We start from the raw sequence: 16,521 nt of genomic DNA on the forward strand, positions 1-16,521 counted from the left end.
TGCCACCTCTGTAAGGCAAAATCCAAGTTTAGTAGGCACTTGCAGTATCATTCGATTCGTTTACGGTAACTTCATGGTTATCCATTTCATCATCGGCGGCTTCTAGCTTATTACCACATTCTTTATTAATACATTGATAGAGCCGGCCTTTTTTATTTTCCTTTAGCACCATCATACTGTTGCACAGGGAGCATTTACGTTTAGTTGGCTTATCCCAGACCACAAATTCGCACTCGGGATAATTACTGCACCCATAAAATTTTCTTCCCTTTTTGCTACGTCTTAAGACTAGCTCACCCTGGCAATTAGGGCAAGATATACCTGTGGGTTCCAATAACGGCTTGGCGTTTCTACATTCCGGGAACCCCGGACATGCTAAAAACTTACCGTAACGACCCATCTTGATCACCATATTCCTGCCACAAAACTCACATACTTCGTCAGTTACCTCGTCCTCCACCTGAATCTGCTCGATTTCCTGATCCGCAACTTCCAGAAGCTCCTTGAAGGGGATATAAAAGTCTTCTATAATGTTTACCCAATTAGCATCCCCTTCCTCAACATCGTCTAATTTTTGTTCCATTTCAGCAGTGAATTCCACATCGATAATATCATAAAAATATTTTTTCAATAGATCTACCACCACCAAACCAAGTTCGGTGGGGTAAAAATTTTTCTTTTCCCGTACAACATAACCTCTTTTGAGGATGGTATCCACAATGGGTGCGTAAGTACTGGGCCTGCCAATACCCTTTTCCTCCAAGGTCTTTATCAAGGTGGCATCAGTAAACCGGGGCGGCGGTTGAGTAAAGTGCTGTTTAGGCACCAACGCCCGCAATTTTAATTGTTCGCCTTCCTTAAGCTCCGGCAGTGTTTTAATTTCGCCGGCCTCTTCCTCATCATCGCGCCCTTCAATGTAAACCCGCATAAAGCCGTCAAATTTAACAATAGAGCCTGTGGCACGGAAAACATATTTCCCCGCCTGTACATCCACTCCGGTGGTTTCGATGATGGCCGGACTCATCTGGCTGGCCACAAATCTTTCCCAAATCAACTTGTACAATCTATACTGGTCACGGGTTAAAAATTGCTTAATGCCTTCCGGTTCCCGCTGCACCGAAGTCGGTCTTATAGCTTCGTGGGCATCCTGGGCCCTTCCCTTTGGTGCCGCGCGTCTTTTTTCACCCGGCACATACTGGGCACCGAAACGTTCGATAATAAAGGCATCCGCTTCCTGTTCCGCAGTTTCAGATATCCGGGTGGAATCGGTACGAATATAAGTAACCAAACCCACCGGGCCTTCCTTACCCAGATCCAATCCTTCATAAAGCTGCTGGGCCACCATCATGGTTTTTCGGGCGGTGAAGTTTAATTTGCGATAGGCTTCTTGCTGCATGCTGCTGGTGGTAAATGGTAAAGCGGGTTGTCTCTTTTTCTCCCTCCGTGAAATCTTTGCCACTTCAAAGGTTTCGTTTTGCAGATCATCTCTAATTTCATTGACCCGGGCTTCATTGGGAATATGGGCCTTTTGCCCGTCAATTTTATGTAATTTTACCTCCAGGCTGCCCGTTCTGCCTTTGACCAGCTTTGCAACCAGAGACCAGTATTCTTCCGGTTCAAAGGCCTGTATTTCCTCCTCGCGTTCACAAATCAGCCGCATGGCTACCGATTGCACACGACCGGCGCTTAAACCTTTTTTAACCTTGCGCCATAGCAGCGGGCTCAGATTATAACCCACCAACCTGTCCAGAATACGCCTGGCCTGCTGGGCATCCACCTTGCGCCGGTCAACGGGACGCGGGTGTTTTACTGCTTGTTGCACCGCCTGTTTGGTGATTTCATTAAAGGCGATCCGACATGGATCTCGTTCATCAATATTCAACACATGAGCCAAGTGCCAGGCAATAGCTTCCCCCTCCCGATCGGGGTCAGAGGCTAAAAGCACCTTATCAGCCTTTTTGGTGGCGGCCTTCAACTCTTTAATGATATCCCCTTTACCCCTGATGGTTATATACTTGGGTTTAAAACCCTCCTGTATATCAACCCCGAACTGACTTTTGGGCAAATCCCGCACATGTCCCATTGACGCCTTGACAGTATATTTTTTGCCGAGAAATTTGCTCAGGCTTTTCGCCTTAGCCGGTGATTCTACAATTACCAAAGTTTTTGCCACACGGTTCACCTCAAGTTTAGGTTCGATAACCGATCAATAAAATCCATACCGGGTACCGCTTTATAAAATCTATCCATTAGCACTGTTTTTTAGAACATTATTTACCTCATAAGGACATACTGCCTGCCGGGCAACTGCCTGACCAGTCCCTTTACTTCAAGGAACATTAATGCCGACATCACTTCCCCGGCGCCAAGGCCCGACTTTTGAACTATGTTTTCCAGGGAAACAGCTTCAAAGTTTAATAATTTAAGCAATAGTTTTTCATTATCGTTTAATTTTAAACCCCCGGCGGACTCCCCGGGCATTACCGGTTTCATTGTGGTCACAAGTCCCAGTTCTTCTATTATATCTCCGGCATCCAGCACCGGTGCCGCGCCCTGTTTAATAAGCTCATTGGGACCACGGCTCAGTTTGGATGTAATATTCCCCGGCACTGCCATTACATCCCGGCCCTGGTCCAGAGCCACATGGGCTGTTATTAAAGCACCGCTCCGCCGGGCGGCCTCCACCACCACCACCGCCTTGCTAAGACCGCTGATTATCCTGTTACGCACCGGAAAATGCCAGGCATCCGGCGGGGTACCCGGTGGAAATTCACTGATCACCGCGCCGTTTTGCATAATATTACCCATTAACCTGCCGTTTTCCCTGGGATAAACCACATCAACCCCGCAGCCCAGCACGGCTATGGTCTTACCACCAGCGTCCAGCGCACCACGGTGGGCAGCAGCATCTATTCCCCTGGCCATGCCGCTGACCACGGTCACACCGGCACCGGCCAATTCCCGGGCTAGATTTTCCGCAACACTGAGCCCGTAAGGAGTAGCTTTCCTAGCGCCAACCAAGGCCACGGTGGTATCATTCAAACAATCTGCTCGCCCGGATACAAATAATACCGGCGGAGGGTCATAAATATTTTTCAACTGCTCTGGATAACGATTGTCTGTATAAAAAAGCACGGACATTTTATTGTTATTCAGGTAGCTAGCCACTGTGAACAAATCACAATTTTTTCGGCGCTCCAGCATTTTTCCCGCCTTATTATGATGCGAGCCCGTCAACGAATCAAACTCACTGTCCGGGGCCAGCCATGCTGTTTTGGGGGTACCGAAATATTTCATGATTGCCCAAAACTTACGGGCCTGCCCGGCCAGAACAATATGCCAAGCAAGCCAGTATATTTTTTCATCCATACAAATCACCACCGGGCCATTTATTGAACTGAACGGGACATAAGGCCATACAGCAACATGTTCAATATCAAAGAGGATTTTCCTGCTTGTTCCAAAAAATTGTAATATCAATTATACTTTAAATAAGTTCTGAATTAATAGTATTGGCTCCGAGTATTTGTAATCGGTTATTCTTAATAAACAGATCAATTCTATTTTTTGAAGCCGGCAGCTTGGCGAATAAATCACCAATTTTTTCAACCCGGTCAATAATATTCATTATGTTGAAGCTATCTGGCCTGACTAAATTTCCCTCCACCTCTGTCCAGGTTAACGGGGCGGACACGGGAGCCCCCGCCAGCGGTCTGGGGCTGTAGGTAAAGGCCATTGTTTTACCCCGCCCGTTCTGCAGGTAATCAAGGTAGACTTTTCCCTTGCGCCTGGCAATACTTCTTTCTAAAGTAACTCCACCGGGGTAAGCTCTGACAATAATTTCCGCCAGTCTTTTCATAGCTTCGGTAACCTCGGCAAAGGTGTGTTTTGCAGCCAAAGGAATAAAGATATGCATTCCACTAGACCCCGAAGTTTTGGGAAATCCGGTGATGCCAAATTCCTCAAGCATATTCCTTACCAGCAAAGCCACTTTGAGCACCTCGTCAAATGCAACCCCCTCGCCGGGATCCAAATCAAATACCGCGAGATCCGGGTAATCGATGTCCTCCACCCGGCTTAGCCAGGCGTGAATTTCCAAACAACCCTGGTTAGCCAGCCAAATTAGGGTCGGAAGATCATTACATATAATATAATTGATAATTTTACCGGTATGCTTGACCGGATATGTTTCCACCCACCGGGGTGCGTAGGAGGGACATTCCTTTTGATAAAAATAATCGCCCTTGATACCATCGGGATATCTTTTCATCACCAGCGGCCGGTTATATATATATGGCAATATGTAGGGCGCCATATTCAGATAGTATTTTATTAAATGTGCCTTGGTAATACCGGCTTCCGGCCAAAAGAGCTTATCAAGATTGGTTAAGGTCAATACCTTGCCCTGGATTTCCACTATTTCCCGTTTTATACCGGACACCAGCCTCCACCTCTTTCCAACGCCTTGTAGATACACCACTAAAAAGTTTTCAATATTTATACCGCCCCTGTTTAGCCCTACCGCAAGACCGGCTCGCACTCCCCGGGAACTTTATCCGTTCGAAGCCCTTTATATACCGGATGACGCAAAAAACCTTCCCTGGTGAGGGTTAAATATTCCACCCGGCAGACCAGCAGGGGCTGTACCCATTGTACATCCCGCACCGGTGGGGGACTGTCTTTAATGGATGGACTGCTTGTAACAAGAACAGCCATTTTTTTTAATAAATGAACTTCTTCGCTGTGGCTTAACCCGCTGCCTACCATTCCCTGGTAAATAAAACCTGTTCCATCCCAGGCGGCCAACACCAGCGACCCCAGCAATCTACTACCTCGCCCCACCCGGTATCCACATATAACCAAATCAGCCTCCCTGGTATGGCGTAGTTTTTTCCAGTACACGGAACGGGTACCGGGTATGTATTTACTATCCTTCCGCTTAGCAACCGCCCCTTCCAGTCCCCGGGCAACACAGGCCCGGTAAAACACAACCCCTTCCCCAATCACGGGCTCGGAGATTAAAAAATTATCGCTGGCGGTTACAACATCCTGCAGACATTCCAAGCGCCGGCTTAAAGGAGACTGCATAATCGACTCACCCCGGTGATATAAAATGTCAAAAGCCATATAAATAGCCGGTAGATTGAGCGCCGCCCGGTGAACTCGCTGTTCATCAACCAGCTTGGCCCGGGATTGCAATGCATCAAACGAAGGTTTACCGTTCTTTAGTACTATAATCTCACCGTCCAGCACCAGGGGACCATGCTTTACCTTTTGGCACAGGTCACCCAAATCGGGAAAGGTGCCGGTTATATCCTTTAAGTTTCTAGAAAGCAGTGTGGTCTCACCGTTTAGGTAGGCCAGGCAGCGATACCCGTCCCATTTAATCTCATAATAGTAGTTTGGGTCATCAAAGGGTTGGGCGGGAACAGCCAGCATTGGTTTAACCAGAGGAAGTGCCTTCGCAGCCATGATGCTCATGAACCTTTTCCAACTACCTGGCGTTTTTTCCGGTTACCACGTTCTTCCTTGGCCATTTCAATACTGGCTTTTAACGCAGCCATCAGGTCAACAACATTTTCCGTTGCAGGGGCGGCCGGTTTTTCCAACACCGCTTCACCAGCAATCTTGGCCCGGATCATTTCATGCAGCTTTTCGCGATAAGTACTGGTGTATTTGACGGGTTCGAAGTCTGTGGACAGATTATCAATCAAGTTTACTGCCATCTTAACTTCATTTTCATGCAGGTTCACCTGGCCGCCGATATTCTCTACTTGCTCAACAGCACGCACTTCGTCGGCATAAAACATGGTTTCCATAACCAACGCCTGTCCAGTGGGACGAATTACAGCCAGTGATTCCCTGTTTCTTATGGTTATTAGCGCAATAGCCGCCCGGGATGTCTGCTGCATAGCCTGTCTCAACAATTCGTAGACCTTTTTACCACCCTCCCCCGGACCTAAATAATAAGAGCGATCAAAATATACAGGGTCAATTTGTTGTAAATCTACAAAATCAATAATATCCACACTACGGTTCTTATCTCCTGATAAGCCGGCCAGCTCATCTTCCGTAACGGTTATGTATTGACCCTTTTCATACTCATAGCCACGCACTATTTCATCTGTTTTTACTTCCGCGGCACAATGAGGGCAATAGCGTACATAACGCAGCGGGGTATGACACGGGGCATGTAAATAGTTAAACTTGACATCTTTTTTTTCGGTGGCAGCATACATTTTCACGGGAACGTATATTAATCCAAAGGTAATGGCACCTTTCCAAAGGGCCCGCATTCTTTCACCTTCCCTGGCAAATAAAGCATGCATGTAGTTAAATCGTAATTTTATTATTGTTTGACACCAAAAAAAATAACCCCGCATTTAGGGGGTAAATAGTTCCTGTTAATATTAACTTTACAATGTCATAACTTAGTGTGCGCAGGTTATAATATCTTGCTCAAAAATTCCCTGGTACGGGGGTGTTCGGGATTAGAGAAAATTTTTTGCGGGTCGGCATCTTCCAGGATCCTGCCGTCATCCATGAAAACAACTCGATCGGCCACTTCCCGGGCAAAACCCATTTCATGTGTGACGACAATCATGGTCATCCCGTCCCGGGCCAAATCCTTAATCACCTCCAGCACTTCTCCCACCAGTTCAGGATCCAGGGCGCTGGTGGGTTCATCAAACAGCATTACCCGGGGTTGCATAGCCAGCGCCCTGGCAATGGCCACCCGCTGCTGCTGACCGCCGGAAAGCTGTACAGGGTAAGCATCGGCTTTATCCGCCAAACCCACCTTGGCCAACAGTTCCAAAGCCCGGGATTTTGCTTCAGCCACCGGTGTCTTGGATACTGTAATGGGTCCTTCCATTATATTTTGCAACGCCGTCTGGTGCGGAAACAAATTAAAGCGCTGAAAAACCATCCCCATACGACTTCGCAAACGATAAATATTCTTTCTGCTGTCATCCACCAAACGGCCATTGGGCAACTTCTTTTTACCAATGGGCTGTCCTTCCATGGTGATATACCCGTCATCAATGGTCTCCAGGTAATTGAGACAGCGTAAGAAGGTGCTTTTGCCGGAACCGCTGGGACCAATAATGACCACCACCTCACCCCTGGCGACGGTAAGGCTGACATCTTTTAACACATGCAGTTTTCCAAAATATTTATTAATGTGTTCCGCTACGATCACAAGTATATCACCTTCCGTTAGTCGCCGTCGGATATGGCCAGTCGTTTTTCCAAGCGACTGATGATATAGATAAAAAATGTCGTCATGATTAAATAAATAATACCTACGGTTAAATATATTTCCATGGAGCGAAAATATGTTGTATTAAGCAGTATACCCGTGCGCATCAGTTCCACCATGGTAATGACCGACACCAGCGAGGTATCCTTCATCAGGGCAATAAATTCATTGCCCATGGGGGGCAGCAGGCGCCGGTAAGCTTGGGGTAAAATTACCCGCCGCATAGCCTGGGCGGTGGACATGCCCAGAGACAAGGCCGCTTCCATCTGGCCTTTGTCTATAGATTGAATGCCCGCTCTTATAATTTCAGCTATATACGCCCCGCCACAAATGCTAAGTCCCAGTACCGCCGCGGCCTTCGGGCTTAATTGGATGTCAAAATACTGTGCCAGGCCATAATATAGTATAAATAATTGCACCAACAGCGGTATGCCGCGAATTACCCAGGTATAAAAACCGCCAATCACCGCAAGTATTTTAAAACGGGAAACTTTCATCAAAGCAACAAATAAACCGATTATGGTGCCAAAAAAAATGGCCAGTACAGTAAGCTCGATGGTCATTAACGCGCCTTTAAAAAGTAGCGGCGCTATAGCCAGTAAAAATTCCACGTCAATTGGCCCGATGCGCAATATTAAACACCCCGTTATCAGCTATCTTAACGATTGATAGGGCGCGATGAATCGCGCCCTGTCATATTATTTCGGCATGGCAATCATGTCCTTGCCATCAAACCACTTTTTCGAGATCTCGGACAATGTGCCATCTTCCATCATTTCAATGAGCGTATTATCCAGTACCTCTTTCAAATCCTTATCTTCCTTCCGCAGACCAATGGCGTACATATCCTCTACCAGGGGCTCCTCTACGATTTTGTAAGTATCCGGCTTTTGATTGATATAATCCTCAGCCGTGGTCACATCAACCACCACCACGTCAACCCTTCCAAGGGACAGATCCTGGAAAGCCTCAGGATACTGGTTGTACTGCTTGAGGTTGCCCTCTGTAATAATACCCTCTTCCACCAATTTTTTGCAGGCTTCATAACCGGAACTACCGGCCTGGGTGCCTATTATTTTGCCCTGTAAATCATCTTTGGTGTTGATGTCGGTGTTTTCCTTCAGCACCGCCATGCCGATGCTGGCATTAACATACGGTATGGAAAAATCGATAACTTTTTTACGCTCATCGGTAATACTCATGCCGTTAATAACCACATCAAATTTCTTTGCGTTCAGTGCGCCTGTAACTCCGCTCCAATCGGTGGGAATCCACTCTAGAGTAATACCAAGGCGTTTTTCAAATTCTTTGCCCATGTCAATATCAAATCCTACCAGGTTACCCTGTTCATCCCGGAAGCCCATGGGTCTAAAGGTATCATCCAATCCAACGGTCATAACGCCCTTTTCCTGGATCAATTCCCAACTGGTCTTTTCGGTGTCATTTGCAGCTTGTCCACCCGAGTTGTCCGCCGGCTCGCCGCCGCAACCCGCCACCACCAGCACCAGTCCCAGCACCAGAACCAGCAGCCATAGATACTTGATTCTACGCAATTGTGTTCATCTCCTTCGACAAAATATAATCTTCCACAATAGTTTAACCAACTAAAGAATTGAAGTCAATACTCTAACAATGTTGGAAAATATTAAAAGTGTACTTTAGTATAGGAAGTAATATTAAAAGGATTGTTTAAAAGAATTTATTAAAACTTTAAAAAGTTAATTCTTTGACTGTTATTCACGCTAAAAAACTGCAATACCGGACAGAGTTCAAAATAAGCTGTCCGACAAATTCGTGCGAGATTTATAATCTCTGCGTTGGCCTGTTATTGTGGTGTTATTGCAGGTACCAGGTGTTGAAAGGTTGAAAGATTTAATCTTTCAACCTTTCAACACCTGCCATCAAAGCCTATTTTTCCCAAACAAACTCTAAACTATCTTAAATGAATTTTTTACTTGTTTTCTCACCGTTATAGGTAAACACAACCCTTTTACCATCCACCACTGTTTCAAGGTGCACCGCCCGCCCCCAAACCTTATATACATGGGGCAGTGTTCTTTCCAGGTAGTAAATATCCAAATCCGTTCCCTCATGTACATGCTTCAGGTAGATTTCCCCTCTCTTGCCGAAATCACCATCTTCCACCACAATATACGGAAAACCGCAATTGTAAAGGTTTGCTACCAATCCATCCCGCACGCTTTCCCATTCTTTATCAGTTACCTTCCAATCATAGCCTACCTTTTTATATAAATACAAGTCATATTCTTCAACTATGTCCCTAGTCAAATAATTGCGTATAAAGGATATATCATTTTCTGTTTCCCGAACCTCGAAGATTTTTTGTTTACCCTCACCGCCCGGGCGGTCGTACCGTTCTTTTTCTTCAGCGGTGGGATTATCCCACCTTTTCTCAATATCTTCAAATATTTTTAGGCCCAAAAAATAAGGGTTAATATGGTACTTAGACGGTTGAATGACCCCAGCGTGGGTCTTGGCAAACTCCAACGCTTCATCCTCGTTTAAATCCATTTCCCGCATAATGCGCATATGCCAGTATGTGGCCCAACCCTCATTCATAATTTTAGTCTGCATCTGAGGCCAAAAATACAACATTTCTTCCCTTACAATGGATATAATATCCCTTTGCCATTCCTGTAAATCTCGCCCGTAATTCATCATAAAAAACAGTAGGTCCTTTTCAGGATGTTCAGGTATTTTTATTGCCTCTTCACCGGTTTCCTCGTATTTACCTTTGCATTCACGTTTATCCAGGTCCCACAGATCATCATAAGGGGTGGTCCGCCCGGAATCATTTTGCCCGCGGCCATCCTGGCGACATCCATCCTGGCAGCATTTACCCCCTGTACAGGAGTGTCCCTGACATGATTGTTCACTGGTTCTACGCCCGCTATGTTTGCCCCCGCCCGGGTTGATGTGGCGCTCGGGGTCTACATTTTGCTGCAATGAAATTACAGCATCCAAAAAACTTTCCACCTTATCCCGACCATATTTAAACTCATAGCTCCTGATACGATCAGCAGCCACGGACATACTTTCCACCATCTTTCTGGATGTCCGGCTAAAATAATAATTATTTTTAAAAAAATCACAGTGCGCCAGAACATGGGCAATAACCATTTTATTCTGTACCAGCGAATTACCCTCCAGCAAAAAAGCATAGCAGGGATCAGTGTTGATAACCATTTCATAAATACGGCTGAGGTTATAATCATATTGGGTTTTCATTTTGTGGTATGCCTTGCCGAATGTCCAGTGGGAAAAACGGGTGGGCATACCGTACGAGCCAAAGGAATAGATAATATCCGCCGGGCATATTTCAAAGTACATGTTGTAAAAATCAAGGTTAAACTTTTTCGCAATGGTGGTTATTTCCTCAATAGACTTCTCCAGTACCTTAATCTCTTCCTGTGGATGCAAAACCAACACCTCCCCCTACTGCACTTTGTTTTCCGGGTGGGGATTGAAAAAAGTTTTCAAAGCAGGATAAACATCGCCTTTACCCTTGATACCAATGCTGGTGAACTTAGGATCCACTATTTTTTTAAAGGCCGTGCGCAGCGTACTGGTATGGTAATACGGCCCTTCAATTTCTCCGTAACCGACCAGATTACACATTTCTACCAGCTCTTTGACATATTTGACGCATTTTTCATTATCGGAGGTCAAGTTATCTCCATCTGAAAAATGAAAGGCATAAATATTATAATCCTGGGGATTATACCGGCTATTTATTATTTCCAAGGCTAATTTATATACCGACGAGCAGCGGGTGCCCCCGCTGGCCCCCTTGGTGAAAAACTCCTCCTCTGTGGTTTCTTTGGCTTCCACATGGTGCGCCAAAAAGACTATTTGCACATTTTGATATTTAGTGCGCAAGAATCGTACCATCCAAAAGAAAAAACTACGGGCGATATATTTCTCATATGGCCCCATAGAACCCGAAGTGTCCATCATGGCCAGAACTACCGCATTACTTTCATATTTATGTGTGATATCCCAGGTTTTATAGCGTAAATCCTCTTTGGTTATCTTACCAAAACCCGGCTTGCCCTGTCTCGCATTTCGTTTAAGGGCCTCTAAAATGGTCCTTTTGCGGTCTATATTGCTGGATATGCCCTTTTTTCGAATATCTTTAAATTCAAAGGCTTCGGAGGCCAGCTCGGGTTTTTTCTTTTGCTGTAAATTAGGTAAACCCAGGTCTTCAAAAATTAACTGGGCTAATTCATCAATGGTGATTTCCGCTTCATAATAATCTACACCCGGTTCTTCTCCGGCACCTTTACCCTTGCCGGGTCCGGCAAAATGCTTCTGGTCGCTGCCCAACACATCCCCTTTTTTGGTATTACCCTGGCCTTGACCGCCATGTTTTTGTTTACCGGTATCAAAGCGAAAGTGGTATTCGTCCAGGGACCGGATGGGCACTTTAACTACCTTGCGGCCATCCGATAAAATAATACTTTCCTCACTAACCACATCCGCCAGATTTTTTTTGATGGCTTCTCTGACCTTTTCCCGGTGGCGTTCCCGGTCAATTTCACCCTTGCGGTGCAGCGACCAGTCTTCCCGGGAAACTGTATATTCACCTGACATTTTTAAACACCACCTACCTGTTTAGCAAGCTGCCTACGTATTTTAACAATTCATTGGCACATATGCTGCAGTACCCGTATTCGTCAATTAATTTGGCACTAACTTCGTTTATACGTCTAAGCTGCTCCGCATCGGGTGTCTTGGTGGAGGTAGTTATTTTTACCACATCCTTTAAATCGGCAAACAATTTTTTCTCCACAGCTTCCCTTAATCTTTCATGGGATTTGTAATCGAAACGCTTGCCTTTACGGGCATAACTAGACAGCCTGATTAAAATTTCTTCGCGGAAACTTTTTTTGGCACTTTCCGAAACGCCAATTTGTTCTTCTATAGAACGCATTAATTTCTCATCAGGATCAATTTCTTCGTCAGTGATGGGATCCTTTATTTTCACACCGTTACAATACGCCTCCACGTTATCCAAATAATTGTCAAACAACACCCGGGCCGATTCTTCATAAGAATAAACAAATGCTTTTTGAACCTCTTTTTTAGCCAGTTCATCATATTCCTTGCGGGCCACCGATATAAAGTTTAATAAACGTTCCTTTTCCTCCTTGGAAATAGAAGGATGCTGGTCAAGTCCATCCTTTAATGCCCGCAGTACATCCAGCGGGTTGATACAGCGGGTGGAGGTGCGAATTAATGCCGAGCTGAGACGGTTGATTACATAACGCGGGTCCACTCCGCTCATACCTTCATCGGTATGTTCATTTTGCAATTCAGTTAAATCCTTTTGTTTGAAACCCTCCACATCTTCACCGTCATACAGCTTCATTTTTTTAACCAAATCCATGCCCTGCTTTTTGCTTTCCTTTAACCGGCTGAGCACCGAGAAAATACTGGCCACCTTTAATGCGTGGGGCGCAATGTGAATATCCTTAAGATCACTTTGTTTTATCAATTTGTCATAAATTTTGACCTCTTCACTGACTTTTAAGTTATAGGGTATCTTCATCACTATAATTCTGGACTGTAGCGCCTCATTTTTCTTATTACTGATAAAGGCCTTATACTCGTTTTCGTTGGTATGTGCTACAATCATTTCATCGGCATAAATTAGAGCAAAGCGCCCCGCCTTGAAATTGCCCTCCTGGGAAAGGCTGAGCAAATTCCAGAGAAATTTCTCGTCACACTTCAACATTTCTTGAAACTCCATGATCCCCCGGTTGGCTATATTCAATTCCCCGTCAAACCGGTAGGCCCGGGGGTCGGATTCGGAACCATATTCACCGATGGTGCTGAAGTCAATGCTGCCCGTGAGATCAGCGATATCCTGGGATTTGGGGTCGGATGGAGTGAATGTGCCTATACCCACACGGTGGTCTTCAGAAAGTATAATCCTTTCCACTAATACGTTTTCTATATTACCGCCGTATTCTGTTTCCAACATCATCCGGCAAGAGGGACATAACTCCCCTTCAATATAAATCCCATACTCTTTTTCAAAATCAGCCCGTAATTCTCTGGGTATAAGGTGTAGCGGTTCCTCGTGCATGGGGCAGTTTTTGATGGCGTAAACTGCACCGCAGTCTGTCTTGCTGTACTGTTCCAAACCCCTTTTCAACATGGCCACCAAAGTGGATTTACCGCCGCTCACCGGTCCCATTAACAGTAAAATACGTTTACGCACATCAAGGCGCCGGGCTGCAGGATGAAAATACTCCTCCACCAGTTTTTCCAACGTGTTATCAAGCCCGAAAATTTCCTGGCTGAAAAACTTGTAACGTTTACCGCCATATTCCAACTCTTCAACTCCAGCGTCGCGTATCATGTGGTATATTCTGGCATGTGCCAGTTGGCATACCGCGGGATTTTCTTTAACAACCTCCAGATAATCGTAAAATGTACCTTCCCATTTATACTGTTTTTCCAAAGAGCGGAATTCTTCCAATCTCTTAACAAAATTCACCTTTTCACACTCCCCTACTGCTAATATTAATTATTGGACCGGGCCCTCAACTATCATATGGTTATGCAACCAACTACTCCACATCAAACAAACAAGTACTATATTTATATGCAGGAATGTTAAAATGAGTATCCGGCTGAAGTGTCATAAAGGCCCACTGCTGCCTGAAATCGACAACTGGCAGTATTTTTTACTGTTATTCGGATGTTTATATTTTTTTTGGCAGCAACTTTCAAATTGCTAGTACAAAAAGAATGTAAAAAAACAGGGGAGGAAAAAGGCATTGCACAATACCTCTTTCCTCCCCATAAAAAAACCGGTAGGTTTGTTTTACAAGTATTCCAAACCTGTACCGGGTTCTTCCAAATAAACAATATACAAGCTTTCAATTGGCAAGCTTAACCACGATAAAGTTTTTTTCCGGTTCCCATAACTCCTGCAGTTCTTGTTCGTTAACAAACCGGTAAAATACTTCCTTTCCTTCTGTCCAGGTCGCCAAGTAGGTCATGCCCTCACCTCCAGGGCCGCATATTGTATACAAAATTCTTATTAACATTATTTTAACAAAACGCAAGCCTGCCGGCAACCTTTTATTCCTAACCTAATAATCTTTTTACCATTGCCTCATTGGCCATGTTTTCTATACTGTCATCTAACTTGGCCAGTGTAAAATCTTTTCCTTTCCTTTCCAGGGCCAGAGAAATTAAATGGTCAGTCAACATCGGGTTTTTGGGCAACAGGGGGCCGTGCAAATAAGAACAGAAAACGTTTTTGTAACGGGCTCCTTCCAAACCGTCCCGCCCGTTATTGCCCTGGCCATATAAAACCCTACCCAAAGGTCTAAGGCCGTTTAAATAAGTTTTACCGCCGTGGTTTTCAAAACCCACCAGTTTGGTTTTCTTGCCCGCCAGTTCAGCCTCCAGTACTACATTACCGATCAGTCTGTTATCACCGGCCTCAGTATAAAAGTCTAGCATACCCAACCCGGAAATTTCCCGGCCTTCGGGTGTACGATAATAACGTCCCAATAACTGGTAGCCACCGCAAATGGCCAGCACCACCAAACCGTTGTCCACAGCCTCGCGCAAAGCACCGACACGGGTTTTCAGGTCTGCAGCCATTAATGCCTGCTCCCGGTCCGAGCCACCACCGATGAATAAAAAGTCGTAATCGGCAAAGTTCAACGGTTCACCCAGGTTAACCTCCTTCACCTGTACCGGTATTCCCCGCCAGGCGCAGCGGCGAACAAAAGCCAGAACATTGCCGCGGTCGCCGTATAAATTAAGCAAATCAGGATACAGATGGCACACGGTCAGCATGGCTACTCACCCTTTCGGCCCTTTGACCCAAAATTTTCTCCACCGGCCACAGTGCTGTATAAGTGACCAGCATGCCCACCGCCGCACCTTCTTCGTGCAAAGCCATATCCACGGCCCGCCGGTAATCTTTTTCCACTGTCATCAGCGCAGGCGGCACACCGGCGTATTTCAAACGCAAAGCCATCTCCTCAGCCCGCTGGCCGGAACAAATAAACCGGTTAAACTGCTCCAAATGCTTTACCAGCACTTCAAAATCAACATCCCAGAGCCAGGATATATCCCGGCCGTCGGCATCATTATCGTTAATGGCGATCATAACATCCTGCCTTACCCTCTGGGATAACAAACCTGTTAGAGCCTGGTTGAACCCGGTGGGGTTTTTAACCAGGGTCAAGGTGACCGGCTTTTGGTCATAATAAAATAACTCCATACGACCTGTGGCCGGAGTATATTTTGCCAAGCTGTCGAGAGCTTTTTCCGGTGCCACCCCCAGTGACAAAGCCGTGGTAAAGGCACCCAGCCCGTTATAGATATTGTAGATACCTTGAACCGGTAGGGATACCGGCCATATGCCCTTGTTTGACCCGTTACCACGGACGATGGCCCTGGTTCCGGTTGTATCGATGTTGACGTTTATCGCTTCCATGTCTGGCAGCGGCCGGGCAAATCCGCATTGCGGGCACCTAAAGTCGCCTAACTGGCTGTATAAATAAACGCTATAAACAAGCGTGTCACCGCAAAATGGACAGAATTTGGCCTCCCGGCTGTAAGCTGCCGCACCGGCCAATACGGCATCGGGGCGCACCCCGTAGAACAAAGCAGATTTACCCGTCTCCCGGGCCAGGCGGGCCACCAGTGGATCGTCCGCATTTAAAACCAATACAGTACCCCCGGGTAGTTTCTTTAAGGCGTCTTGTACTTTGCAAATAGTAGTATCCAGTTCCCCATAGCGATCCAACTGGTCCCGAAAGAAATTAGTAACAATCACCCGGTCAGGCTTAATCCACCGCGTCACCACCGGGAAAGAAGCCTCGTCAACTTCCAGAACGGCATAATCGCAATTCAAACGGGCCGTCAGAGTACCGGACTTAATAAATGCAGCTGCCACTCCGGTTATTAAGTTAGCCCCTTCACGATTGGATACTACCCGCAGTCCGGCGTGTTCCAGGATATCGGCCAGCATATTACTGGTGGTGGTTTTTCCGTTGGTACCGGTGGTCATAATTACACCCCTGCGGGGCTGGCCCCGGTAATGCTTCAATAAACCGGGATAAATACGCAATGCCAGCATGCCGGGGAGGGACGAACCGCGCCCCCGTCCTGTCAGCCGGCTCAAGTACATAGCCAGTTTAGCCGCCGCCAAAGCCAAAATTAACCGTACAATCATACTTTACCTCATAAATAAATATTTGTAT

At 46.0% G+C, this 16,521-nt stretch carries 14 protein-coding genes; all 14 read right to left on the reverse strand.

The features are described 5' to 3' along the window. Nucleotides 1–28 precede the first annotated feature (28 nt). Complete coding sequence (gene topA, locus LX24_RS00985; RefSeq protein ID WP_166510269.1) at nucleotides 29–2,173, reverse strand: type I DNA topoisomerase; 2,145 nt, start codon at nucleotides 2,171–2,173, stop codon at nucleotides 29–31. Nucleotides 2,174–2,274: 101 nt separating this feature from the next. Then, complete coding sequence (gene dprA / locus LX24_RS00990; RefSeq protein ID WP_166510270.1) at nucleotides 2,275–3,369, reverse strand: DNA-processing protein DprA; 1,095 nt, start codon at nucleotides 3,367–3,369, stop codon at nucleotides 2,275–2,277. A 118-nt stretch (nucleotides 3,370–3,487) separates the two neighbouring features. After that, entirely contained in the window at nucleotides 3,488–4,441 is a 954-nt protein-coding gene (gene ligD, locus LX24_RS00995) for a non-homologous end-joining DNA ligase (RefSeq protein ID WP_166510271.1), read from the reverse strand. A 77-nt stretch (nucleotides 4,442–4,518) separates the two neighbouring features. After that, nucleotides 4,519–5,481 (reverse strand): non-homologous end-joining DNA ligase, encoded by a 963-nt coding sequence (gene ligD, locus LX24_RS01000; RefSeq protein ID WP_243131554.1) that lies wholly within the window; start codon nucleotides 5,479–5,481, stop codon nucleotides 4,519–4,521. Next, on the reverse strand, nucleotides 5,478–6,329 hold the full coding sequence (gene ku, locus LX24_RS01005; protein WP_243131556.1) for a non-homologous end joining protein Ku: 852 nt from the start codon (nucleotides 6,327–6,329) through the stop codon (nucleotides 5,478–5,480). The genes ligD (LX24_RS01000) and ku overlap by 4 nt, the downstream gene beginning before the upstream one ends. A gap of 116 nt (nucleotides 6,330–6,445) precedes the next feature. After that, entirely contained in the window at nucleotides 6,446–7,201 is a 756-nt protein-coding gene (ehuA, locus tag LX24_RS01010) for an ectoine/hydroxyectoine ABC transporter ATP-binding protein EhuA (RefSeq protein WP_166510273.1), read from the reverse strand. A gap of 17 nt (nucleotides 7,202–7,218) precedes the next feature. Then, nucleotides 7,219–7,893: an amino acid ABC transporter permease gene (locus tag LX24_RS01015; protein WP_166510274.1), complete on the reverse strand. Its 675-nt coding sequence runs from the start codon at nucleotides 7,891–7,893 to the stop codon at nucleotides 7,219–7,221. 66 nt (nucleotides 7,894–7,959) lie between these two features. Next, complete coding sequence (locus LX24_RS01020) at nucleotides 7,960–8,814, reverse strand: amino acid ABC transporter substrate-binding protein (RefSeq protein ID WP_166510275.1); 855 nt, start codon at nucleotides 8,812–8,814, stop codon at nucleotides 7,960–7,962. A 385-nt stretch (nucleotides 8,815–9,199) separates the two neighbouring features. After that, nucleotides 9,200–10,702 (reverse strand): SpoVR family protein, encoded by a 1,503-nt coding sequence (locus LX24_RS01025; RefSeq protein ID WP_166510276.1) that lies wholly within the window; start codon nucleotides 10,700–10,702, stop codon nucleotides 9,200–9,202. Nucleotides 10,703–10,717: 15 nt separating this feature from the next. After that, nucleotides 10,718–11,875: a sporulation protein YhbH gene (yhbH, locus tag LX24_RS01030; RefSeq protein WP_166510277.1), complete on the reverse strand. Its 1,158-nt coding sequence runs from the start codon at nucleotides 11,873–11,875 to the stop codon at nucleotides 10,718–10,720. 13 nt (nucleotides 11,876–11,888) lie between these two features. After that, the gene (locus LX24_RS01035) at nucleotides 11,889–13,787 is read right to left on the reverse strand and encodes a PrkA family serine protein kinase (RefSeq protein ID WP_166510278.1); all 1,899 of its coding nucleotides are present in this window, start codon (nucleotides 13,785–13,787) and stop codon (nucleotides 11,889–11,891) included. Between the two features lie 385 nt (nucleotides 13,788–14,172). Next, on the reverse strand, nucleotides 14,173–14,295 hold the full coding sequence (locus LX24_RS15090; RefSeq protein WP_279233162.1) for a hypothetical protein: 123 nt from the start codon (nucleotides 14,293–14,295) through the stop codon (nucleotides 14,173–14,175). Between the two features lie 88 nt (nucleotides 14,296–14,383). Continuing rightward, nucleotides 14,384–15,106: a type 1 glutamine amidotransferase gene (locus tag LX24_RS01040; RefSeq protein ID WP_166510279.1), complete on the reverse strand. Its 723-nt coding sequence runs from the start codon at nucleotides 15,104–15,106 to the stop codon at nucleotides 14,384–14,386. Continuing rightward, a complete protein-coding gene (locus LX24_RS01045) occupies nucleotides 15,078–16,493 on the reverse strand; it encodes a MurT ligase domain-containing protein (RefSeq protein WP_166510280.1) in 1,416 nt (471 codons plus the stop codon). The genes LX24_RS01040 and LX24_RS01045 overlap by 29 nt, the downstream gene beginning before the upstream one ends. Between the last annotated feature and the right edge of the window lie 28 nt (nucleotides 16,494–16,521).

Origin of the sequence: Desulfallas thermosapovorans DSM 6562 (assembly GCF_008124625.1) — a bacterium.
Taxonomy (GTDB): Bacteria; Bacillota; Desulfotomaculia; order Desulfotomaculales; family Desulfallaceae; genus Sporotomaculum; species Sporotomaculum thermosapovorans.

What these genes read in the sequence shown, in the direction of transcription:
- LX24_RS01040 (WP_166510279.1), bottom strand. Translation starts at nt 15,106, where the DNA reads ATGCTGACCGTGTGCCATCTGTATCCTGATTTGCTTAATTTATACGGC.
- LX24_RS15090 (WP_279233162.1), bottom strand. Translation starts at nt 14,295, where the DNA reads ATGACCTACTTGGCGACCTGGACAGAAGGAAAGGAAGTATTTTACCGG.
- ligD (WP_243131554.1), bottom strand. Translation starts at nt 5,481, where the DNA reads ATGAGCATCATGGCTGCGAAGGCACTTCCTCTGGTTAAACCAATGCTG.
- yhbH (WP_166510277.1), bottom strand. Translation starts at nt 11,875, where the DNA reads ATGTCAGGTGAATATACAGTTTCCCGGGAAGACTGGTCGCTGCACCGC.
- ku (WP_243131556.1), bottom strand. Translation starts at nt 6,329, where the DNA reads ATGCATGCTTTATTTGCCAGGGAAGGTGAAAGAATGCGGGCCCTTTGG.
- dprA (WP_166510270.1), bottom strand. Translation starts at nt 3,369, where the DNA reads ATGGATGAAAAAATATACTGGCTTGCTTGGCATATTGTTCTGGCCGGG.
- LX24_RS01045 (WP_166510280.1), bottom strand. Translation starts at nt 16,493, where the DNA reads ATGATTGTACGGTTAATTTTGGCTTTGGCGGCGGCTAAACTGGCTATG.